The 23,098-nt window shown below is 52.3% G+C and carries 21 protein-coding genes; 17 read left to right on the forward strand and 4 right to left on the reverse strand.

Annotated features, from left to right (window positions below; all coding sequences use genetic code 11):
• The first annotated feature begins 83 nt into the window (after nt 1-83).
• The 5 genes from NTX59_12350 to NTX59_12370 all read left to right on the forward strand — a co-directional run bounded on the left by NTX59_12350 (nt 84) and on the right by NTX59_12370 (nt 7,823).
• Nucleotides 84-2,660, forward strand: coding sequence for a hypothetical protein (locus tag NTX59_12350; protein MCX5786466.1), 2,577 nt, complete (start codon nt 84-86; stop codon nt 2,658-2,660).
• A 132-nt stretch (nt 2,661-2,792) separates the two neighbouring features.
• Nucleotides 2,793-4,226 (forward strand): clostripain-related cysteine peptidase, encoded by a 1,434-nt coding sequence (locus NTX59_12355; GenBank protein MCX5786467.1) that lies wholly within the window; start codon nt 2,793-2,795, stop codon nt 4,224-4,226.
• On the forward strand, nt 4,226-5,047 hold the full coding sequence (locus NTX59_12360; GenBank protein ID MCX5786468.1) for a squalene/phytoene synthase family protein: 822 nt from the start codon (nt 4,226-4,228) through the stop codon (nt 5,045-5,047). The genes NTX59_12355 and NTX59_12360 overlap by 1 nt, the downstream gene beginning before the upstream one ends.
• On the forward strand, nt 5,031-5,603 hold the full coding sequence (dcd, locus tag NTX59_12365) for a dCTP deaminase (protein MCX5786469.1): 573 nt from the start codon (nt 5,031-5,033) through the stop codon (nt 5,601-5,603). Before NTX59_12360 ends, dcd begins: the two co-directional genes overlap by 17 nt.
• Nucleotides 5,604-5,708: 105 nt before the next feature.
• Nucleotides 5,709-7,823 (forward strand): tetratricopeptide repeat protein, encoded by a 2,115-nt coding sequence (locus NTX59_12370; GenBank protein MCX5786470.1) that lies wholly within the window; start codon nt 5,709-5,711, stop codon nt 7,821-7,823.
• Nucleotides 7,824-7,955: 132 nt separating this feature from the next.
• Here the strand turns inward: NTX59_12370 and NTX59_12375 are convergent, their stop codons facing one another.
• On the reverse strand, nt 7,956-9,155 hold the full coding sequence (locus tag NTX59_12375) for a hypothetical protein (protein MCX5786471.1): 1,200 nt from the start codon (nt 9,153-9,155) through the stop codon (nt 7,956-7,958).
• Between the two features lie 394 nt (nt 9,156-9,549).
• Between NTX59_12375 and rplM the strand changes: the two genes are divergently transcribed.
• The 10 genes from rplM to NTX59_12425 all read left to right on the forward strand — a co-directional run bounded on the left by rplM (nt 9,550) and on the right by NTX59_12425 (nt 19,646).
• Complete coding sequence (gene rplM / locus NTX59_12380) at nt 9,550-9,999, forward strand: 50S ribosomal protein L13 (protein MCX5786472.1); 450 nt, start codon at nt 9,550-9,552, stop codon at nt 9,997-9,999.
• 74 nt (nt 10,000-10,073) lie between these two features.
• The gene (rpsI, locus tag NTX59_12385; GenBank protein ID MCX5786473.1) at nt 10,074-10,472 is read left to right on the forward strand and encodes a 30S ribosomal protein S9; all 399 of its coding nucleotides are present in this window, start codon (nt 10,074-10,076) and stop codon (nt 10,470-10,472) included.
• Between the two features lie 227 nt (nt 10,473-10,699).
• On the forward strand, nt 10,700-11,263 hold the full coding sequence (locus NTX59_12390; GenBank protein ID MCX5786474.1) for a hypothetical protein: 564 nt from the start codon (nt 10,700-10,702) through the stop codon (nt 11,261-11,263).
• Between the two features lie 17 nt (nt 11,264-11,280).
• Entirely contained in the window at nt 11,281-12,834 is a 1,554-nt protein-coding gene (locus NTX59_12395) for a bifunctional UDP-sugar hydrolase/5'-nucleotidase (GenBank protein ID MCX5786475.1), read from the forward strand.
• A 1-nt stretch (nt 12,835) separates the two neighbouring features.
• Complete coding sequence (locus NTX59_12400; protein ID MCX5786476.1) at nt 12,836-14,461, forward strand: 5'-nucleotidase C-terminal domain-containing protein; 1,626 nt, start codon at nt 12,836-12,838, stop codon at nt 14,459-14,461.
• 1 nt (nt 14,462) lies between these two features.
• Entirely contained in the window at nt 14,463-15,191 is a 729-nt protein-coding gene (locus NTX59_12405) for a hypothetical protein (protein ID MCX5786477.1), read from the forward strand.
• Nucleotides 15,192-15,368: 177 nt separating this feature from the next.
• Complete coding sequence (locus tag NTX59_12410) at nt 15,369-15,710, forward strand: histidine triad nucleotide-binding protein (protein ID MCX5786478.1); 342 nt, start codon at nt 15,369-15,371, stop codon at nt 15,708-15,710.
• A gap of 76 nt (nt 15,711-15,786) precedes the next feature.
• Entirely contained in the window at nt 15,787-15,978 is a 192-nt protein-coding gene (gene rpsU, locus NTX59_12415) for a 30S ribosomal protein S21 (GenBank protein MCX5786479.1), read from the forward strand.
• Nucleotides 15,979-16,170: 192 nt separating this feature from the next.
• Nucleotides 16,171-17,910 (forward strand): DNA primase, encoded by a 1,740-nt coding sequence (gene dnaG / locus NTX59_12420; GenBank protein MCX5786480.1) that lies wholly within the window; start codon nt 16,171-16,173, stop codon nt 17,908-17,910.
• A 26-nt stretch (nt 17,911-17,936) separates the two neighbouring features.
• Entirely contained in the window at nt 17,937-19,646 is a 1,710-nt protein-coding gene (locus tag NTX59_12425; GenBank protein MCX5786481.1) for a sigma-70 family RNA polymerase sigma factor, read from the forward strand.
• 124 nt (nt 19,647-19,770) lie between these two features.
• On the opposite strand, the gene NTX59_12430 is transcribed toward NTX59_12425, so the two are convergent.
• The 3 genes from NTX59_12430 to NTX59_12440 all read right to left on the reverse strand — a co-directional run bounded on the left by NTX59_12430 (nt 19,771) and on the right by NTX59_12440 (nt 22,278).
• Nucleotides 19,771-20,457, reverse strand: a complete 687-nt coding sequence (locus tag NTX59_12430; protein ID MCX5786482.1) for a hypothetical protein — start codon at nt 20,455-20,457, stop codon at nt 19,771-19,773.
• A gap of 166 nt (nt 20,458-20,623) precedes the next feature.
• Nucleotides 20,624-21,070, reverse strand: coding sequence for a hypothetical protein (locus NTX59_12435; GenBank protein ID MCX5786483.1), 447 nt, complete (start codon nt 21,068-21,070; stop codon nt 20,624-20,626).
• Nucleotides 21,071-21,297: 227 nt separating this feature from the next.
• Nucleotides 21,298-22,278, reverse strand: coding sequence for a glycoside hydrolase family 104 protein (locus tag NTX59_12440; protein ID MCX5786484.1), 981 nt, complete (start codon nt 22,276-22,278; stop codon nt 21,298-21,300).
• Between the two features lie 188 nt (nt 22,279-22,466).
• Between NTX59_12440 and rplU the strand changes: the two genes are divergently transcribed.
• Both rplU and rpmA read left to right on the forward strand, forming a co-directional pair.
• Nucleotides 22,467-22,775 (forward strand): 50S ribosomal protein L21, encoded by a 309-nt coding sequence (gene rplU, locus NTX59_12445; GenBank protein ID MCX5786485.1) that lies wholly within the window; start codon nt 22,467-22,469, stop codon nt 22,773-22,775.
• 38 nt (nt 22,776-22,813) lie between these two features.
• Nucleotides 22,814-23,074: a 50S ribosomal protein L27 gene (gene rpmA / locus NTX59_12450; GenBank protein MCX5786486.1), complete on the forward strand. Its 261-nt coding sequence runs from the start codon at nt 22,814-22,816 to the stop codon at nt 23,072-23,074.
• Nucleotides 23,075-23,098 lie beyond the last annotated feature (24 nt).

Consider the following 23,098-nt stretch of genomic DNA (forward strand, 5'->3'; position numbering starts at 1 on the left):
GTATTTGCCTTTTATATCCGCCATTTTGAAATAACACAAACTTCAAGCGCAAAATCCGGGTTTAAAAATGTAAAATATCCGCTATGACACCGGACAAGCAATATGATTTTAACATTTTTAAGCCGGGGCAGGCTTCTTTCGGGGACATCATCGAAAGCTTCAAGTCTTTTCATGAACTGGCCGCCCCGCTGGTTGAAATAAATTCCGCCGGAATCCGTCTTTTCACCATCCCTGTTTACAAGGATCAAAATTATACCCTGCTGCCGGCATTCACCGACGCGCGTCTGCCCAAACCTCCTTTTGCGATAAAGTCTCCGCTGGAACTCCTCAACTTCTATTTTCATTCCCAGAACGCGGATTTTTTCACATTCAACCCGTCAGGCGGCAGTTCCGGCGCCGCGGGGCCTGAAGTTCGCCTTAACCGGCTTCAGCTTTCCCTGATAATAGGCGCGCTTGAAACACTGGCTTATCCCCCGTTGGAACCGTCCGCCGCTGAAACAGGCAAAGGATACAACCCCTCCAATTCCGTTAGGCTGGCTACGCGGTCTTTAGAGCAGATACGGCCGCACAGCGCTTATTACATGGCCTCGTTCGCGGGCGCCGGGCCGCAGGCAAATTTCATAAAAGCGGCCGCGCTCGCGGAACTTGACCTTTACCAGGACGCCTATGATCTGCTGAAGGACGATAGAAGTCCGCGGGCGTTATGCCTGCTGGCCGAAATTTACCGCCGGACCGACAATCCGCGCAAAGCCCGTGAGATACTCCTGTCCATCCCGCAGGGCACCGGCCTGGACCGTAAAAAAAGTCTTGAGACCGCCTGGCTTGATCTGGACGAAGGAAAAACTGCCGAGGCTCAACGCATATTTGGAACTCTCCTGGACGCAGGGGATGAACGGCAGGAAGCGCTTTTCGGCCTGGCGCTTGCGGGCGCCGGCAAGGTAATGAAGACCGAAGACCCCGATGTCCTCCGAGAGGCTGTCGCGGCTTTTGAAGCCGCACTTGAAAGCCATTTAAAAGTAAGTTCCAGAATGTTTTTTTACGCCGGAAACTTTTTTTTACGTTTAGGCCGCTCAGCCCGCGCCGAGATCTGCTACAGAGAATCGTCACGCCTTTTCCCCTCGCCGCAGGCAAGGGCGAATCTGGTTCTGGCCCTGCTTAAAGGGAATGAATTAGAGGAGGCCGCGGCTATCGCCGCTGAACTAGCCCTTACTGAACCGGCCTCGGTCGGACGCCTGGCCGCGCAATTTCCAAAAGATAAAGTCCAGTGGCTTTTTAAAAACGCCTTTCGCTCAATTTTGGAGGCAAAGCCTCCCTCCCCGCCGCCCGCGGCAAAAGGATCTCCGGTCCCCGCCGTGCAAACACCGTACGCGCCGGCGGAGAGCGTCGCCCCGCCGCCCGCTCTGGCGCCAGAGGCCCGCGACAGCTCAGAGCCGCAGCCGTCAGAAATGGGTACTGGCGGCACTCCGACTCAGCCAAACAGCACGGCTGATAAGCTTCCGGCTCAAAAACCGGGCACGCCCGCAGGCGGACAAGCGGACGGCGGCGTCAAAACCGAGGAAGCCACAGTTTCACTTGAAGCCGCCGCACCGAAGATAAGTTCCAGAAGCGTCAATGCATCCGCCTCCAAGCCGGTAAAAAGCGCCCCGCCCGCCGGTGTGCCGCAGCCGCAACCAGGCAGGCAGACCGGCTTGCCGGGAGGAGGCAAGGACGCGTCCGCTGACGCGAAACGCAGCCAGGCAAACGCGCCGGACACAAAACTGGAAACGTTCAAAGGCATATTATCGTCTCACAGCGCCTCCCAAGAGGAAACTAAAAAAGATTCTTTCCTGTCGCGCGCTTTCACGCTCGCCTCGGACCTGGAGGACCAGTTCGGGGAAAAAATCTATTTTAACGCGGACGGTCTTACGCAGATTGAACGGAAACTCCGCCTTACTTTCATTAAGACCAAAGATAATCCGCAGGAGAGATTGAATGCGGTTAAGGATTGCTCCGCTTTTCTTTGCTATGTCCTGCAGGAACGGCTTAAAGGCCGGCTGATAAAATTCCAGGACTTTGACCCGTGGGGCTGGCCTATGATCTTTGAGCAGCCCTCAAGGAAGATTACAAGTTATCCTGTAGAACGCGTGTGGAAACTGCTCTGGCAGGACGACCTGCCTGAACCCGGCTGGCTGATAAAATATCTGCACTATATGGAAGAAGAGCTGAACTCCGCTCCGGGCGCAAAGCTGCAGGGAGTGGTCGCGGTACGCTCCAGGGTTATGAGCCATCCGGAAAAAATAACCGAAGCCCAAACCGAGCATAAACGCATTCTTATTTTAGCCTCATCCCTGGGCGAAACCAGCTATATAGAAACAGGGCGCACCGGCCTGATAAAACTGGAGCAAATCTTAAAAAATAGTTTTCACCCCAATGTCCCGCCCACCGCCGACGGCTGGAAACTTCTGCGCTGCTACGGTCATATTCTGGCGGGAACCCTGACGAAAGACTTTAAGGCTTCCTGGTACAACGTGGAAGGCAACGACGGTTTATGGTCCATGCAAACGCCCTGGAAAACATTTATTTTCCCGATCGGAAAAATTTACAAGGCGACCTCCGCAAGAGAAAGCCTGCTGGAATATTACGACCACCTTAGCGAGGAAAAACTGAAATATATGGGGTAAAGGCCCGGATTCCCAGCCGCTTTACCGTCTTGATTACTAAATTACTCCCTCTCTCTGGGCCTTTTGTCCCTTGACTTTACAGGCTCTTTCGGTCAATAATATTATAACGCGCGTAAGACTTAAGGAGCCATCATGCTTAAACTCGCCGCTTTGCTGACAGCTTTATCCGGATTTGTGCCCCCGCTATCGGCCGCCTTACCATCCATGTCCTTACCGGACGGCCTGCCTGATTTTAAACTTAACTCGCTGAACGCGGCGCAGATTTCATCTTCACCCGCTGTATCCTCATACGATCCTCAGGCCGGAAAAGCAAAAACGGAAAATATCAAAGACTGGACCATCATGGTATTCATGAACGGCAAAAGCAACATAGAGCCCTTCGCGCTGGGCGACTTTAACCGCTTTGAAACCGTGGGCTCAAGCGATAAGGTCAACATTGTTGTGGAACTCGGCCGCTCAAAAGGCCTGGAGAACGACACACAGGCCGACGGCGACTGGGACGGCGTAAGAAGATATCTGGTGGTCAAGGACGCCGACAAGGACCACATAACCTCGCCCGTGCTTATGGACCTGGGCAGGGCTGACATGGGCGATTACAAGGAAGTGGTTTCTTTCGTTAAATGGGCCAGGGGAAATTACAGTTCGAAACGCTATATGCTCATCATATGGGACCACGGCTGGGGCTGGCTGGACCCCAAAAATTTCGGCGCGAACCACGTGGACGACGCGAGCACGCCATCCAAATCCATTTCCCACGATTTTGTCACCGGCAACTATATAAAGACTACGGACCTGGGAAAGATATTCAAGGAAGCGGGCAAAGTCGACCTTTACGCCTCGATGGCCTGCTTCATGCAGATGGCGGAAGTGGCCTATGAGATCAAGGACGGCGCGGATATCATCGTGGGGTCGGAAGAGGTTATACAGCTGCCCAGTTTTAATTTTGAGGATTTTTTCGCGCTGATGCTTAAAACTCCCGAAGCCTCCGCGTATAAAGCCGGCCTTTATCTTGTGGACACTTTTAAAGAGATGTACTCGAGGCCCGAGTATGCCGACATGCTTGAAAAGTCGAAGTACGGAACCCAGCTCTCGGCCATCAGACCCGATAAGCTTGCCGCTTTCGCCCGGAAAGCCAAAAACTGGGCCGCGCTTGCCATGGAAGTCAATGATACCGGGGCTTATAAAAAAGCGAAAGAGGGCCTGCTGCGCTTTGAGGTGGGAGACGAAGTAACGGACCCGGACAAGCAGATATCTTTTTACGGCGACCTCTACAATTTTGTGGAGCTCGTCAACATCAGCCTGAACACCTCCCTTCCAGGGGCAGGCAAATTCAGGGCGGCCGGAGAAGACCTCAAGAAATTCATAACCGACGAGCTTGTAATAAAAAATGTCTACCAGGGCAAAGACCGCACGGGCAAGGATTATTCCAACACCCACGGGATTTCCATAGATATTCCCGGAAAGCCCGGGACCCTGGTAGAATACAACGACACCTACGGCGAACTGGCCTTTGAAAAGGCGGCAGGCTGGCAGAAATTCATGAAGTATCTGGAAGCCCTGAAGTGATGACGGGACCGGCATACAAAACCTCTAATTTCAGCGCGGCATTCATGTTTCTGGGCGGCGCCCAGCGCAGGGCGCTGTCCGCTTTCTATGCTTACGCGAGAGCCGTTGACGATATAGCCGACGACCCCGCGCCTGATAAAAGCAAGAAACTCGCGGCGCTTGCCTCCTGGAAAATGGAAATAGAGGCGCTTTTTTCAGGAGAAGGAACCGGAACGATACAGGGTCTTAAAGAAGCTGTTTCGACTTTCCCTCTTAAAAAAGAACATTTTCTGCTGGTCCTTGAAGGCGTAAGCCGGGACCTTGATAAAACCGCCTATTCCACCATAGCCGAGCTTGAGAGCTATATGTATAAGGTAGCCTCAGCCGTAGGGCTGACCTGCCTTGCTATTTTCGGCTACGAAGATCAGAGGGCCGGAGAATATGCCGAAAACCTCGGCTATGCCGTACAGCTCACCAATATCATAAGGGACGCGAGGGAAGATGCGCTGGCCGGACGCTTTTATCTTCCCTCCGAGGACATGCGAAGATTCGGCTGCCGCGCGAATGACCTGCTTGATTTGAATTATCCCCCCAATTTTATAGAATTGATGAGCTTTGAAGCCGGCAGAGCCAGGGCTTATTACGCCAAAGCGCGCGCCCTGATAAATCCCGCCGGCAAAAAAAAACTGTTCAGCGCGTTCGTAATGGCGGCCGTTTATGAAACCCTGCTCGAAAAAATCACCGCATCGGGTTTCAGGGTAAAGCGGGGCAGGATACGCCTGAATAAATTTGAAAAAATGAAGGCGCTTTACAGGGCCTGGAGGAATTATGCTCAAATCTGATTCGTGGATACGCGAGAATTGCCTGAAAAACAAAATGATCTCCCCCTTTGTGGAAAAACTTGTGGCTAAAGGCCGCATTTCCTACGGGCTTTCCTCCTACGGTTACGATATTCGTGTGGCAAATGAGTATAAAGTTTTCACCGACGTGCATAACTGCGTGGTGGATCCCAAAGAATTCAACTCCAAATCTTTCGTGGATATCCGTGCTCCGTACTGCATAGTGCCGGCTCATTCCTTCGCGCTCTCGCGCTCCGTGGAATATTTCCGGATACCGCGCGGCGTTATCGGCCTCTGCATAGGCAAAAGCACTTACGCCCGCTGCGGAATAGTGGTGAACATCACCCCGCTTGAGCCGGAGTGGGAGGGGCACCTGACCCTTGAAATTTCAAATACCACTCCCCTGCCGGCGAAAATTTACTCGAACGAGGGGATAGCGCAGCTGATTTTCCTTGAGAGCGACAAGATATGCGAGATATCCTACAAGGACAGGAAAGGCAAATACCAGTCGCAGCGCGGCGTTACGCTTCCAAGGATAATTTCTGGAAAAAGGGGATAGAGGCTAGCGGTTAGAGGTTAGGGAAGGATCTCCTTATACCATATGCCACGACAGCAAATCTTTCCACTCTACCGAACCACTTTTAAGTTAACAAAAGGCTGAAACATGTCAACGGCCGGTAAAAAAATTATTTTTTTCTGCCTTGCGCCGGCTTGTCTGGCCGGGGCGGGATTGGTTTTTGCGGCTACTGGCCAAAAGCCGGCCAATCCTTCAGAGGTGCCGTTCCAAAGGCCGCTGGCCCACAAAGCGGCCCCGCTCAAGCGGGCAAAAGAGCTTCAAGCCGCCGGTCCTTCCGACAGTGCGCTTGATACGGCCATTGCGGCGCTTAAAAAAAACCCGTCAGATAAAGACCTTTACCTTCACACGCTTGAACTTTTACCCGAAACCCCGGTAAAAGCAGGCCCGCAGCAAGCCGGTGTCACAAAACAAACCATGGCTTTTAAAATCATCACCTTCCAGGTTCTGGAAAAAGATAAGGATTATTACGGTTATTACCTCGGCCTCTGCAAAATACATAGAAATGGAGGCGAAACCCAGGCAGCGCTGTCCAACTGCAGAAAAGCTATGGAGCTTGACGCAACGCCTTATCCGGTTTACCGCGAATTCGGCCTTACCTGGGCAAAAGCCGGAAATAAATCAAAAGCGGAAGAAATGCTTTCACAAGGCGTGGAATTATCCTCCGACAATTGCAAGGCTTACCTTAGCCGGGCCGCGGTCAGGGAACAATTCGGGGAAACAAAAACAGCCCTTGCGGATTACATTAAAGCCCTTGCCTTGCTTAAAAAAAATAAAAGCGCGGGGCAGGGGCTGGATACCGCGTTTATAAACGCAAAAATAAAAAAACTTTCGCAGCCGGCGCCTGGCCGGAAAATCGCGGGCTCGCAAAAACCGCAGGCCGTAAGCGCGCCTCCGTCCGGACAGCAGGTACGCACCGTCAGAGTATCCGCCGCGGACGCTGAAAAATGCGCGCGGACCTTCCGCTCCGAGCTTGCCGCCGGCAACCTTGAAGCGGCAGAGCGCTCAAGCGGCGCCTGTTTAAAACTCACCCCCTCAGACCCCGAACTGTGCAAGGACCGCGCCGGCCTGCTTATACGTCTTGGCCACTACGAAGACGCCGTGAAAGAATATAACAGGGCTGCGGAACTTTACAAAAACAGTCCGATGGCGGCTTTTTGCCTGGTTAAAAAGGCTGAAACTTTAATTAAGCTGGGCCGGGAAGCGGACGCGGAAAAAGCGTATGTAACCGCCCTTAAAACAAGTCCCGCTGATTTAACCGCCCTCAACGGTCTGGCCGGGATTTTTGAGACGCGGGGAGATTTAAAGTCGGCCTCCGGCGTTTATGAAAAAATACTTTCGGCCGAACCGGGCAACGCCAGGGCGCGCTCGCGCCTGGCTGAAATCGAGGCAGGGCTTACCCTCCCGGAACAGGCGCTTGCCGCGTTAAAAGAACGCCAGGCGGTTGATCTGAAAAAAACTTCGCCCGCTCCCGAAGACCTGAAATTGTTCAAGGATATTACGGTCGCCGAAAGGAACGGCGCCGTGGATTACCTTAAAATGAAGAACCACGCTTTAAACGGGCTGGTTCTGGAGAAACAAAGCGGGAAGGGCCCCAAACTTTTCTTGACTGGCGCCGGCTACAGGCTTTACCTTTCCTATTTATCCAGGGACGCGGTGGCTTTTTTTGAAGCCCAGCCGATGACGCTTAGAGACGTCTTCGCGCTGCGCGATAATTCGGGGGCGCCCCTTTTTGACAAAGCGGGCAAATTGACGGCGGAGGGCGACGCCGCGCTGCGCCTGGCCAAAAGCGGGAAGAAATCCTGGCTGCTGATATATGAAGCGGTTCCTGCAAGCCCGCAGGCCGAGAAGACGAACAAAGAAATTGAAGCCGCGCTTAAAGAGGGCTATCGCGAAATTTCGGAACCGGAATATCTCTGGCTCGCAAAAGCCACCACCTGCCCCGAAGAAACGCTGACGGAAGAGCCGACTGTCATCATGAAAATAATAAAAATGCCCACATACCGGAGATATTTTTTATGTTCTATCCCCGATACCAGCCTGTGCTCCATGAAGGGCACCACCAAGCTTGCCATATATATAGAGAATTACCGAAGAGGAGATACTCATATCCCTGAAGGCGAAACTTCCACGGCCTTTTTCGGCTCCGGCGCCATCAAACAACGGCACTTCTGCGAGAAAGGAAAGATCTGGATGGGAGATTAGGGCAGGCTTTTTAAGACTGGCGGGGGATCCGTATCTGCAGCAAAACAACACAAAGAGCGGGGTTTTTTTATTAAATTTTTTGAAGTTTTCCCCGCCGCCTTCTGAGTTCAGGAATTTCCGTATTTCATAACGTCAGCTTCGCAGTTCAGATATCCGGGCCAGGATTTCTATTCTTTGCTCCTGCGTTTCCGTCAGCACCAGGTAGGCGTAGTCGCCCATCACTTTACTGTCCATGGGCATGTGGAAAACTATTTCGCGGCCGTAGCACGCCAGCAGTTCCTCGTGAGACAACTGGTAGGGCCTGTCAAGAACCCTGGCCGCGTAGGTGCAGACCATATCGCGCGTGAACCGCGCGTCAGGTTTTTCCCCCGCGCACATCCGCGCGTAAAGGTCCCAGCAGTCGATCCCCTTTGAATGGTTGATCATGTCCATGGTCAGCACACCGGGAGGCCGCGCGTTGATCTCCAGGCCGAAGCAAGTGCCGTTCACCCGGAAGAATTCAATATGAAAAAAATTCTTTTTCAGGTCAAAAGCTTTTAATGCCGACAGGCCGGCCGCTTTCAGGTCCGCCGGTATTTCTTCCGCCCTCAGGTTGTGATAGCTGAGCGGATTTCCCTCCACCACCTCAAGGATGCCGTCATTGTAATGATGGCAGGTAAAAAACACAGGTTCCCCTGAAGCATCGGTAAAACCGTCGAATGAATACAGGTCCCTCCCGGGGTCCCCGATGAACATTTCCATGTAGTACGGGAACGCGGGATTACGGATATTAAAAAAATGTTCCGCCTCCTCCCTGTTACGTATCCGGTAGGTGTCGGAAGCTCCTACTCCCCGGTCCGGCTTGACAACGATATCCCGCCCCGATTTTTCAAAGAAGGCGAGCAGACTCTGAAGGTCCGTCACCATCGCGCCGTCCACCACCGCAACCCCCGCCTGCATGAAACGCCCCTTCATAAGCGATTTTCTGACCAGGCGGGCAAGTTCTGCCGGTTTGATGCCCGGGATGTCCAGGTCCCGCCGGAGGGCCGCGTCCAAGGGCAGCCACCACTCGTTGAAGGATTCCAGGTATTCCGGCGGTCCGTATTTGTTTTTAAGATACTCTACGGTTGCGCGTATGGGGGCATATTTTTCATCAATGATGGCCTCATTTCCGGCATAACAGGCAAGATCGGCCCGGCAATACTCGGCAAGGTCCGCTTTCAGCCCGTCGTCCACGGCCCCCCATTCGGCGTCTCCGACGCCTAACACGATGAAACCGTGCGCTTTGAGCCTGTTGATAAAAAAGCGCAGGCGCGGCGGGTATTGCGGGGAAATGACAATAAAAGTTTTCATGGGCTTAGGGAAAAAGGTACAAGGGCCTTTTTCTTAATCTTTAGTTCCCCCCTGCCTGAAGCTTTCGACCTCGTAAAAAAATTCACAACAAGCGATCCCCGCCGTCCATTTTATCTATAATACAAAAAGCGGGGCTTTTTTATTAAATTTTTTGAAGTTTTCCCCGCCGCCAGTGTTGAGCGGTGGAAGATTCAGGAGTCGGTCAATCGTCAACCGGGGCGTGTAAAAAAGGCACCTTTTCCCCACGGCTCCGGCGCCATCAAACAACGCCACTTCTGCGAGAAAGGAAAGATTGGGATGTGAGATTATGGCGGGGAATGACGCGAATGGTTGAGCAATGGCGTGAAAAAATAATTTTACACAATGGGGGGAAATTTGTTATCATAGTCCTACTATGATACAGAAAACTACTTTGCCCAGTGTGTCTGAAGTTGAAAAAACCAGAAAGTGGCATTTTTTTGACGCCGACGGCCAGATTCTTGGCAGGCTTGCGAGCAGAATTGCCATCCTTTTAATCGGCAAGCACAAACGGCTATATACCCCAAGCATGGACTGCGGAGACTTCGTTGTGGTCACCAACGCAGCCAAAGTAAAAGTAACCGGCAATAAGCTGGAGGATAAATTTTACTTCCGGCACTCCGGCTATGCCGGCGGCGCCAAGGTTATACCTTACAAACGGCAGATGGAAAATGATCCGACCAAGGTGCTGAACCTGGCCGTCCGGCGTATGCTTGACGATAACAGGCTCAGGGATCGGCGCATGAAGCGGCTTAATATTTTTGCCGCTGAACAAACACAGTTCCCGAACCCGGCGTTAAAAAGCGCCATAAGCCTTAAGCCATAGGCTTTGAGGAATTCCTTGCAGCATATGGCGTATAGCGTACGGCTTATGGCAGGTTGAACTAAAAAGGATATATTATGGAAAACAAAAATTTAATACTGGCCACCGGCAGAAGAAAAACTTCCGTGGCGCAGGTGCGTCTCATGCAGGGCGGCACAGGCAAAATGACCGTAAACTCAAAGGAGTTAAAAGATTATTTCGGCAACACCCCGCGGCTTGCGGCCGTTATAAGCTCCCCCTTTGACCTTGCCAAGGACCAGAAATTCGACTGTATAGTGAAGGTGCAGGGCGGCGGCGTTTCCAGTCAGGCCGGCGCGATACGCCACGGTATTTCACGCGCTATCGCGAGCCTTGGCCCAAGCTTCCGCTCCTCCATGAAAAAAGCGGGATTCCTTACCCGGGACTCGCGCATGGTGGAAAGAAAGAAATACGGCCAGCCCAAAGCGAGAAAGAGATTCCAGTTCTCCAAGAGGTAATACCTGCCTCTGGCCATCAGACGGTCTCGCGGAGTTTCTTCAAAACGCGGGGAGGTTTATCCTCCCCGCGTTTTTTTGTATCATTTAATAACTGCTCCGGCGGATAGGCAGTAGGTAGGAATAACTGCTTTAGGCCATAAGCTTATGGCAGCCTTTCTGCTTATGGCTTAAGGCCTACGGCATATGGCGCTTTTCAGCCTAAACGGCCTTGAGCGGCTGAAAAACCAATGATACACGCTTTGTTATTACGCTTCAGTAACCCGGGGCTTTACCAAGCCGCCGTTGCCCTGAAAGAATTGCGGAAACTTGTGTACTGCCTGGCGCAGAAAACGCCTGACCGGCGCAGAATCAACAGGGCAAAAACGCGGCTGCAGGATATACTTCAAAAAGCCGGGAACGGGCGCAGCAGCTCAAACGGCATCCGGCTCATCCGCGATATAGAACAGATACTATCTCTGGTTGAAAAGGGTTTCTCGGAAATCAGGGACTATAAGCTGGCGGGAAATCCGGAAATAGTCTGGTTCTTTGCCTTATATCTTTCCCTTTTGGACGCTCTTGGCGAAGCCTTCACAGGGCATTCTTTCGGGCAGGGTGAAGCCGCCGCCCGGGCTGGCAAGCTTATAGCGGCCGGCAGAAAGCAGCTTGGGCTTTTCAGGGCAGGCCGCTTATCAGCGGCGGATGATTTTTTGGGAAACCTGAAGCTTGCCACCCTGTACAGCGACTTTGACAAGTGGTTATACGAAGCGGAGAAGCTTTCAGAGAACATAATTTCAGCGCGCAACAAGCCCTGACTTAGGAGATAAAAAACATGAAAAAAGCAACCATGATAATACTCTGTTTCCTGATTTCAGCCGAAGTTGTAAACGCGAAAACAATTTCCATTTACCATACAAGCGACGTGCACGGCTGGTATTCGGCCAGGCCCGCTAAATGGGACAAGGAAAACTCCACCCGGACCATCGGCGGGTTCGCGGCCCTGTCTTCGCTTTTAAAAGCTGAAAAGAATCCTTACATTCTGCTTGATTCGGGCGATATGTTCCAGGGTACGCCGGAAGGGAATTTCACAAAAGGCATGGCCAGCATAATAATCATGAACCAACTGGGCTATACGGCGGCGCTCGTCGGCAACCATGATTATGACTACACCGAGGAGAATTTAAAAACGCTGGTATCAAGCGCCTCTTTTCCTGTGCTTGGCGCGAATGTCTATGTCAAGGCCACCGGGAAAAATGTCGACTATTTGAAACCCTACGCCATAATTGAAAAAGCGGGCGAGCGCATAGCGGTGCTCGGCATCGCCGGAGTGCACACCTCGCACTCCACTCTGCCGGCCAATGTCGCGCATCTGACGTTCGCCGACGAACCAGCCGAAACAGCCAGGTGGATGGAAGAGATCAGAAAGCAGAAGCCGGACGCCGTTATAGTGCTCGCGCACATCGGCATCGGCGATTTTGGCGGCAGGAAAATCGATCTTTCAACTGTAACGCTTACGGACGAAGAAACCGCTTACGGAACTATCCCGGTGGCAAGAGCCGCAAAAAACGCCGCTGTGGTCATAGGCGGGCATAATCACACCGGCCTGTTAAAGGGCTATTTCGACAAGCCCAGCTCCACTTTGGTGGCCGAAAGTTACTGGGGCCTTACGGATTTTACCAAAGTGGACTTGGACTTCGACGACGCCACAGGTAAATTTAAAGGCGCGAAAGCCGAACTTATCCCCCTTTGGACCGATAAAACGGGAGAGGACGCCGAGGTACTCAAAACCGTCAGCTCTTTAAGCGCGGAGGTTAACAAGGAAATGGACAAGGTGGTAAGCAAAACCGCCGTTGACCTTTCATTTTCCCAGGAAGGGCTTGATTCGCCCATAGGAAACTGGATGACCGACGCCATGCGCAGACAATCGGGCACTGATCTGGCTTTCCAGAACAGCCCGGGCATACGTGCCGGGTTTACCAAAGGATCCATAACGATGCGCGACATTTATCAGGTAATGCCTTTTGAAAATACCCTGGTAACCCTTACGATGACCGGCGCCCAGCTTTCAGAACTTTTCCTCGACAATCTGCACCACGGCAAAAGCTATCTGCAGGTTTCAGGACTAACGGTTAAATTCCACGAAGGCCCGGACGGCAAAACGACGGGACTGCGCCTTGAACAGAGCGGAAAAGAAATAAAGCCCGAGGATAAATTCAGCGTGGTCACGAACAATTATATGACCACCGGCGGCTCCGGCGGTAAAGTGTTCCTTAAAACCGGAAATATGCAGGATACCATGCGCCCCGTGCGCGAGGCGCTTGTAAAAGATTTGAAGGAAAACCCGGTTACGGCCCTGCCCGCGGGCGGCAGGATAACTAAATTCTAAAATGACCCTAAAAACTGCGGCGCTTTTGGGCCTTTTCCTTATTTTAGGCTCCTGTTCAAAAAAAGAAGAGGCGGTAATTTTCGTCACCGCGCGACTTGAAGGACGCATAAGCGCCGAGCCGGATTCCGCCCTTAAGGGAGCCTTGGCCGGAGGGGTGGCGGTTTTCAAAAACCTATACAAACTGGAAGGCAAGCCCAAACTCGCGCTGGATATGGGTAACTGGCTTTCAGAAACATCCGAAGGGCGGGTAATGGGCGCGCAAGCGGTGCTTGACTGCCTGGATGCCGTGCCCTACTCGGCCGCCGCCCCCGGCTACCGTGATTTGGCCCTTGCCCCCAGGGAACTTGAAAAGCTTTCAAAAACAGTCTCATTTCCGCTTCTGGCTTCAAATCTATACCTGAAAAACAACAGGAAGCCGGATTTTCTGCGCGGCTTCGCCCTGCTTGAAGCCGGCGGACACAAGATAGGCGTGTTTGCAATTAACGTTGCGGATCCGCAAAAGGCGAACCAGCCGAAAAATCTATTAAACTACCACCTGGAAAAAGAAAGCTACGAAATCGAAAAAGCACTTAAAGCATTGAAGGATGGCGGCGCCAAAATTACCGTGATGCTTTTAAACATCAACCCCAAAGCCTCCGCAAAACCGGAATTCTACCGTAAATTCCTTGAAAAACTCCCTAAAACAGACCTCATAATCACCGACGAACCTTCTTTAAAAAAGCCGTTCAAGGCAGGCAAGTCATGGGTGGTGCCTTCGGGCCTCGGCTCAAGCGCCGCGCGCATACGCTTGTACATTGATCCCGTCGCGGGGACGCTCACCGCCATAGACTGGGACCTGCTGCCGCTTGACAAAGCCAAATACGGAGAAGACCCGGCCGCCCTGGAGGTCGTTAACCGGCATTTACACTCGGTTACGCGCTACATGGAGCGGCGCATAGGCTTTCTGTCAACAGAACTTAAGCTGCGCGACGGAGGAAGATCGGCCATGGGTGATTTTGCCGCAGGCTGCATGAAACGCTGGGCCCATTCAAATGCAGCTTTGCTTGTAAATTCAGACCTGGCCGCCGGGATTTCCAGCGGGCCTGTTACCGTAGGAGATATCTACAGGGTTATGCCATACGACACCAGCGTGGTTTTTGTAAAAATACGCGGCGCCGAACTGGCAGACGCGCTGGAGGACAAGGTCCTCTCGGACATAAGCGTTTCCGGCCTTAAAATAATTGCGGGGGAAACCGGCATAAAAAGCGTTGAAACAGACTCAGGCCCGCTTGTGCCGGGCCATGTCTATCGTCTGGCGGTGCCGGATTCCATCGTAAACAACGCGGATTATCCCATTTTACCTAACGCCATGGAGTTCGCAAATTCAAAAAGATTTTTGCGGGAAATACTCGGCTGGTGTTTCTCGTTGCGAAAGATCTCGGCCCCCGAGCCTGAGGCGGAAATGCGGGACACGAACGGGGCGCGCGCCGAAGGCAGCGGACGCCATCCCGCGGAAGGGACGCCGCAGCGGCAGGCCAGCGTCCAGCCCCCGCCCGCTCCGGAGGCGGAAGGGCCGGCCATCGTAGGACAGGCAGGCGTCGTGGACACGGATAAGCCTGAAAATCACGGCACAAAAGGCACTGAATAAAATGTTTGCGGCTATAGGGGCTTTCTTTTCAAAATGGTTCGCGCGACTGCGCGCCTTCGCGATGTTGGCCGGCGCGTGGGGCGTACTTTTCAGCGTAATAACGCTTATCGGTTTCAAGGTCGGCTTTGAATACGACGACGGCCTGGTTTTTTCAACCCCGGCCTTTAAGAGCGCGCAGGGCTCCAAAGCCGAACCTTCGGCCACCCTCACCATAGCGCCGGCGCGCGACTTGCCCCTCTCTTTTAGCGCTGGAAAGCGCGCTGACGCGGAGTATATTTCGCCCGGCGGTTACGGTCTGGAAACAAAGGGGCGGGGATTGCCGGACGAAGATATAGCATCGGGCGCGGATTATTGGAACGCGGTAAACAGGGCGTATAAATATGAGCATATCAAGCCCATCCCCTGGTTGACGGCCTGGTTTTTCAAGGTCCTGGGATTTAAGGTGGAAATTTTCTGCGGCCGCGGGCAGGAAGGCTCAGACAGCCTTGAAAACTCCTGGAAAACCCTGGCCGATTATTTTCATTTCACCACGGACGAAAACAAAAAATATGAGCTGCTTGAACGAAGCCGTTTCATATTTTATTTCACACCGTCGGATGAAGGCGTAATACAGGCAAAAAAAGCCGGGGTGACGCCAGTGAGGATACGCAAAAACAAAAAGTCCTTAAATAACTGCTTATACAACCCCGGCGAATTCAGGGAACGCATACTGCCGCTGTCAGAGTTTTAAGAGAGCAAATAGCAAACGGCGAGTGTAGCGTGGATAGTGCAGAGTATATAGCTTTACAGGAGTTTTTGATTTTCTCCGCACTATTTACTCTACGCCCCACACTTTCGATCCCTGCCTCGTTTTCCCGCAACACCCATTTGCCTGCCGCCCCGAAAACTAATAGAATGTATATAGCTAATGGCTGATTGCATTTTTTGCCGCATCATTGAAAAGGAAGTACAAGCAAGAATTATCCGCGAGGACGCGGACATGGTGGCTATTTACGATTTAAATCCGCAGGCCCCCACGCATGTAATACTTATACCGAAAAAACACATCGCGTGCCTTGCCAAGGCCCAGGCGGAAGACATTGAACTTCTGGGCAAGCTGCAGTACGCCGCCAAAGAAATCGCGCGTGAGCTTGGCATAGGCGAAGCCTTCAGGCTGGTGCTTAACAACGGCCATAAGGCCGGACAGACGGTGGACCATATCCATTATCATCTTCTGGGCGGCAGAAGGCTGATGTGGCCCCCCGGTTGATAAGTTGGGTGGGAACTCCATCGCTATTCCCTATTTACTATTCGCTATTTGCTGTCGTTAAAAGGTGGTGATATTTGTGGTATTCATCAAGCTAAGAGACGAGGAAAACATAGAAGAAGCTCTCAGGCGTTTCAAGCATGAGTGCGAACGCAGCGGTGTGCTTAAAGACATAAAACGCAGGGAGCACTACCTCCCGCCAAGCGTCAAGAGAAAACTCAAATCGGAAGAGCTAAGGCGCAAGATCCGCAAGGGCAGACGATCCTACTAGAACTGAAGCGCTAGTGACACTGGCCTGTCGCGGACCTTTGGCGCTGTCCGCGACTGAAGCGCTGAAGAGCTGAAGTAAAAAACTTCCAGGCTTCAAAACTTCAGTTCTTCAGAGCTTCGGACTTCAGCTCTTATTGCCCCGCGTCCCTTCAGGGGACGCGGGGGTTTTCCGTTCATATAATTTCCTTTTACCATGGCTTCAAACTCAGCGATCGAATCAATACGGGAAAAGCTGGATATAGTGGACGTTGTAAAAGACTATGTGCCCGCGCTCAGGCGCGCCGGCCGCAATTACAAGGCACCCTGTCCGTTTCACAACGAGAAAACCCCCTCTTTCACGGTCAGCCCCGATAAGCAGATCTTTTATTGTTTCGGCTGCAATGAAGGCGGCGACATATTCACCTTTGTTATGAAAATAGAGGGGCTTACCTTCCCCGAAGCGGCGCGCAAGCTCGCACAAAAAGCGGGGCTAAGCTGGGAAGACCGGCATTTTACCGGGTTAAGCGCCGCCGACAGGGAAAACCTTGAAATAAAAAAAGCCCTCGCGGCGGCCTGCGAGTTTTACAAAAAGTTTCTTTTTTCTTCCGGCGGAGAAAAAGCCCGGCTTTACCTTGGCGCCAGAAAAATAAACAAGGCCACCGTAGAAGCCTTCGGCCTGGGATACGCGCCATCAGGCGATAACGCCCTGACGCAGGAACTGCTGGGCAAAGGTTTCTCAAAGGACCTGCTTTCAAGAGCCGGGCTCTCGGGGCTCAGGGACTCGGACGGCAGCCCCTACGATTATTTCAGGGGACGCATAATGTTCCCGATAAAAACGCAGACAGGCACGGTAACGGGTTTCGGCGGCAGGATATTGGATTCGGGAGAGCCTAAATACTTAAATTCCCCTGAAACCCCGGTTTTCTCAAAACGTAAAACGCTGTACGGCCTTGACAGGGCGCTGGCCGGCATAAGGAAAAGCGGCCGCCTTCTGCTGCTTGAGGGCTACATGGATGTTATAAGCGCCCACCAGCACGGAGTGGATTTCGCCGTGGCGCCGCTGGGCACCGCGCTTACCATGGAACACGCCTCCTTTATAAAGCGTTACGCGAAAGACACCATAATAATGTTCGACCCGGACGCCGCCGGTATAAAAGCCTCGGTGCGGGCGGCGGAAATTTTTATGGAAGCCGGCCTGTATTCGCGGATCGCCGAACTTGACGCCGGGCTCGACCCGGACGAATATCTCAATGAAAACGGGCCGGAGGCCTTCGCCCAAAAAATTTCGGATGCGGCCGACCCGCTGGATTTCAGGATGAACCTGTTTTTCAAAAACAGGGCCGCGGTTTCCTCGCAGGACAAAGCCAGAGCCATAGACGCGCTGCTTGAGACGGTTTTAAAACAGGGCGATGAGATACTTAAAAGCGAATGGGTAAAAAACATCGCTTTCCGTTTTGAGGTTTCGGAAATCTCGGTCCTACAACAGCTTAAAAAAAAGAGCCAGGTCCCCGGCAAAGAAAGAAAGCCGGACGAGACGTCCGCCCCGCAGTCCATGCCGGCGCTTGAACTGGGCTTCATACAGCTTCTTCTTAAAGACCCCGAACTCGCCGTCTGCGCGGAAGGCCTGGAGGAAAGCGACCTTTCACACCCGCTGGCAAAAAGGATTTTTTCTGAAATAAAAAATCTTAAACCCGAAGAGCGGCCACGGGCCGCGGCCGCGCTCATTGCCAGGCTCCCTGAGGAAGCGTCCCTGATAATGAAGCTTGCCGTGGCCGATATTCCAAGCGACATAAATCCGGCCCAAAACGCCGCAAAAACAGTTAAAATGCTTAAAAAAAATTCGCACGAAAGGCGGCGCAAAGAGCTGAGCAAAAATTATTCAACGCTTACCCCCTCGCAACTGGAGGAATTAAAACACCTGACAGAGTTAAGAGGTAAGGCGGGCGAGCTTTAACCTTCCGTCCAAGTAAGGAGAAAAACATGGCACAACCTAGAAAGGCTTTAAGAGATCTGGTGGAACTGGGCAAGGAGCACGGATACGTGACCCTTGAGGAGATGAACCGCTCGCTCACGAACGCCTCCATGTCAAGCGAGGAAATAGACACCCTCATGGGCACGCTGGAAGACCTGGGCATTGAAGTGGTGGACCGCAAGAAATTCAAGATGGTGGCGGCGGCGGAGCGCGAAGCATACACGGAAGAATGGGGAGCGACCCCCGACGTGTCGAACTCCATACGCATGTATCTTTCCGAGATGGGCAAAGTTCCCCTGCTCACGCGCGACGAAGAGGTGACGCTGGCGCGAAATATCAGGGAACGCGAGCGTGAACTGCGCATGCTGGTGCTTGAATCCCCCATAACGCTCCGGGAAATACGCAACTGGGAAACTTTGATCGAGCAGGATGAAATGACCACCAAAGAGCTCATGCCGCGCGGCCGCAAATCCACGCAGGAACTTTCGGCCATGAAGAGGAAGATGAAAAATGTGGCTCACCTGATAACCCGGATAGAACGTGAGATGGAAAAACTCTGCGAGCGGATGGAGACGCCCGGAATTTCAAACGAACTGAAGAAGAAGCTGGGAGCTGTGCTTGACTCCAAGCGCATGCAGATAGTGAACAATATCATCAACCTCAATCTGAACCAGGAAAAGATAAAGCGTCTTACCAACAAAATAAAAAACCTGGCCCATAAAATAAGGGAATACCGCCAGGAGCTGGAAAAATACGAGAAGCATTACGGAGACCTTACAAAACTGAAAGCGGATTACGAGCTTGTAGCCAAAAACCGCATGAAAGCGGCAGCTTTCCGGTCGAAGTGGGGCTACAACACCACGGAGGTTGAAGCCGCGCTGGTAAACGCCGAGGCCATCCGCGAGCGCGAGCGCCATCTCATAAAAACTCTGCCTATAGAGCCGGACGAGTTTATGGCCCTGAACGAAAAGATAACCTTTCTTGAGGACCAGATCCTGCAGGACAAGCTCAAACTCATAAAGGCCAATTTGCGACTGGTGGTCTCGATCGCCAAAAAGCACGTGAATTCCAACCTCGAGCTTTCAGACCTGATACAGGAAGGCGGACTGGGCCTGATGAAAGCCGTGGAGAAATTCGAATACAAGCGCGGCTTTAAGTTTTCCACCTACGCCACCTGGTGGATACGCCAGTCGATCAACCGCGCCATCGCCGACCAGGCGCGCACCATCCGCATTCCCGTGCACATGAAAGAACTGGTTTCAAAATTAATGAAGGTTACCCGCAAGTACCGTCAGGAATTCGGCAGGGACCCCCAGATCGAGGAATACTCAAAGCACATGCATATCTCCATGGACAAGGTAAAAAACGCCATGAAGATAATGCAGGATCCCATCTCGCTTTCCACCCCCATCGGCGAAGACGAGGACTCTCATCTTGAGGACTTTATCGAAGATAAGACCGGGCTCCCCCCCTCCCACTCGGCCATAGAGCTTTTGCGCAGACGCGAGGTGACAAAAATACTTGACACTCTCACGGAACGGGAAGCTAAAATAATAAAGCTCCGCTTCGGCATAGAGTCCGGTTATCCGCGCACCCTTGAGGAAGTGGGGAAGATCTTCCGCGTTACCAGGGAGCGGGTGCGCCAGATAGAGGCCAAGGCCATACGAAAGCTCCGCCATCCTTCCCGCAGCAAAATGCTGAGGGATTACATGGACTGAGGAGAGTGGATAGTAGATAGTGTAGAGTGTGTAGAGCCAAAGAAAAGCCCCGGATAGTTTCCGGGGCTTTTCTTTGACAAGCAAGCATTCAAGTATCGACTCTACACTCTACACTCTCAACTTCTCACTTTTCGTCTTTCTTCTCGGTGAACATCTCCTGTATTATCTCGTGGGCTATGTCTTTCGCTCCCAGGCCCACGGCAATAGCGAACGCGAGGCCCATTGAAGCGAACAGAATATTAATACTGGAACGGATGACCTTCATTTCAATACCCATCTGTTCAACGGCCGCAATGGCCGTAAATACCAGTATCACGAAGTTAACTATCTTTGAAAGCGACTTGCCGCCGCGCAGATTGTTCGCGGTGGCGGAATTAAGCACTACATCGGCCACAAATTTGGCAAAAAGCAGTCCGCCGAAAGCTATAAAAATGGCCGCCGCGATCCTGGGGATAAAGACGATGAGTATCTTTTCAAGTATCTGCGCGACGGCGGTCAGATTCAGGATGTCGGCCGCGGACACGAAAAAAACCAGTATTATGGACCAGTAAACCAGGACGCCAAGTATGGTAACCACGGATTTTCCAAAGCCGAAACGGGTCATTACCTCATTGATGCCGACACGGCTGGTGTAGCTGTCAAACTTAATTTTGCGCAAAAACTGCTCAAGCAGCGAGCTGGCCATGCGTGCGGCGAAAAGACCGACCAGGACAAAGATAAGCGCCGCAATTATATTCGGAACATAGGAGACAAAAACACCCCATATTTTCAGCACAGGATGTGTAAAAAGTTCAGCCACGTCTTTGATCATATACCTTCCCCGTAAACGTAAAAATCAACAACCGCTCCGCTTCTTATTCTATTAATTATCCGGCCGGCTTTCAATCACGAAGCTGAACAGGAAGCACAAAGCAAAAAAATAAAAATTTCAAAACACAAAATGACGCAGTATTGCCTGTAATTTCGCGCTTTGTATTTCAGATGGTATTTTTGCTTTTCAGGGGATCTATCTGTAAAGGTTTTACGGTTTTCCGCTTCTTCAGGACTGGTTTATTTTTCTGCCTGGGGTTTTGTTTTTTTAAGCCGGCCGGGTCCGCGGGGGCGTCCCGCAAGGTTACAGCTTTCAGGGTTTTAACTGCTTTATCGCTCAAAACGCTTGATTTTAAAAATTCCTTTGAGCCTTCCCTGTAGAGCGGATCGTTAATATTGCTGAATTCGTCAAAATCGCCGTAGGCTATGCCTGCGGGATCGGTCCGGTCTAGTTTCAGATAATTGGTCGCGGGGGCCTTCAAACCGGTAAAAAGGACGCCGGTCCTGGTTTTAATCTGGTCTCCGGAGGCGGAAACAGCGGCGGGCGAGAACAAAAATGAAAAGAAAAAGGGCACGATTAAAAAGAAAAACAGCAGGCTAAAAAAATTTTTCATGAGTAATCCTCCACTTGCTCTTATTTTAATTATGGCATAAAAATCTCCGCGGCGTAAGTGGCTAACGGCCCTGATCAAGGTAGGTCCTTTGACCTTACGGGAGGGAAACGGGGAGCAAATCCGGCAAGTTTCAAGCCATAGGTAACTCTATAAGCCTATGGCGTCAGACGGCCGACTTAAGAATTCGGGTTAAATCGCCGGCGGCTTTGGGCAGGGCAGGGTGAATGCTATTTGTATTTGGCCAGAAAGGCCTTATATTGCTTCCAGAGGGCGGCCATGGAGTAGGTGTGCTGGCCGTAAGGGCTTCCGGGAAGAGAGGCCCATATGTCGTTGAGCTTACCCATGGCTTTCTTGAAATTGTTATAGTCGGCGGAATTCTCCACCGCGCGATACGCGCCGGCTCTGCGGATAATTTCCAGTGCGGCTTTATCCTGATTGGGCGGAGTGAAATTTTTCAATTCAAGATCCCCGGCAAGGGGGTCCCAGGTCGAGGCAAGGAACTGATATCGTCCGGCCGCGCTTGAACATAGCCCGCCCTGACACTTCACCTTCCGGGGATGATCGGCATAGCTTTTAAAGGTGGCGAAAGTAAATATATAGTTGTATCTGTCCCTGGTACCCTCGGCGTAAGCCAGGGTGTCAAGGAACGCGCGGACATTTTTAGGGAGCTGCCATGCGCCTCCTGCGGAACTGGCGGCGACATGCGTCATAAGGATATAGCCTTTCGTCAGGGCGCAGCCGGGGACGGGCTCCTTAAAAACCACGGTCATATATTCGCTTTCAAATCCCGGCGCAGCCTCGGTCGGATATCTGGTGTTCGGGGAAAGGGCGCATTTCCCTGTCCCATCCTCAAGCTGGTCCAAGTTGACGCCGCCAGCCGCAAGAAAGGCGGTGGCCCCGCCGATAAGAACATAGTCCCCGACATCCGCACTCTTTTGCCGCGGCCAGGTGAAACCGGGTTCATTGTTGTTTTCGGGCAGGCGCTGTTTGGCAAATACGACCTGCTGTTCGGGTTCAGGAAAAGATATCTGCGCCTGACTGGAGGCGCCTGCACTGTCCAAAAGACTTTGCAGAGCCGGCGTCCGGGCGAATCCCTCCGCGCAAAGAGAGAGGAGGATAGTTGCCGCTGCCAGGGAAACCGATCTTCGCGCGTTCATGAATATAGTATGGCCGATAAAACCGGCTCTGTACTGGGCCCAACGGCCCATTTAACTATAGGTCTTCTGTCCTGGCGGACGCCGGGTGTGGATTCCCCCTCAGAAGCGCGGCCCTGGTCCGGCGCAGATGAGCCTGCATTAAAAAAACACACGACACTCGGCCCGGGAATCCCGCGAGTTGATTTTTCCGCAATTTTTTGCTTTACCGGCGGCGGGGTTTTTGCTATCATATCACTATCATGTACGCAATAATAGAAACAGGCGGAAAACAATATTGGGTAGTCCCGGGAGAGATTTTGCAGATAGAGAAACTCCCTGCCGAAAAAGGCGCGGAAGTGACTTTTAAGGCTTTATGGTCGGCATCGCAGGAGGAAAAAAGCGCCGCCGCCAAGTCCCCCGAAGCCAAAGTAACGGCCAAAGTCCTGCGGCATCTCAAAGGCCCCAAATTACTGGTTTTCCGTAAAAAGCCGAAAAAGGCTTACGAAAGAAGTTTAGGCCACCGCCAGGAACTGACTGAAATAGAAGTTAAAGAAATTCAGTTGTCATAGTTGCTGGCTTCGAATTTCAAGAAAAGAGGTTTTTGTTTATGGCGCATACAAAAGCACAAGGTTCAAGCACCAACGGGCGCGACAGCCAGGGCCAGCGCCTTGGCGTAAAGCGCTACGGCAGCCAGGCCGTAAACGCCGGTGAGATCCTGGTAAGACAGCGCGGCACAAAGTTCCTCCCCGGAGCCAATGTGGGCAGGGGTTCCGACGACACGCTGTTCGCCAAAATAACGGGTGTGGTTAAATTTGAGTGGGCCAAACGCGATAAAAAGCAGATCAGCGTTTACCCCGCCGCGAAATAGCGTTTTTTCCGGCTAAAACCTCCT

This window comes from Elusimicrobiota bacterium (assembly GCA_026388155.1).
In the GTDB taxonomy this organism is placed as follows: Bacteria; Elusimicrobiota; Elusimicrobia; order Elusimicrobiales; family UBA9959; genus UBA9634.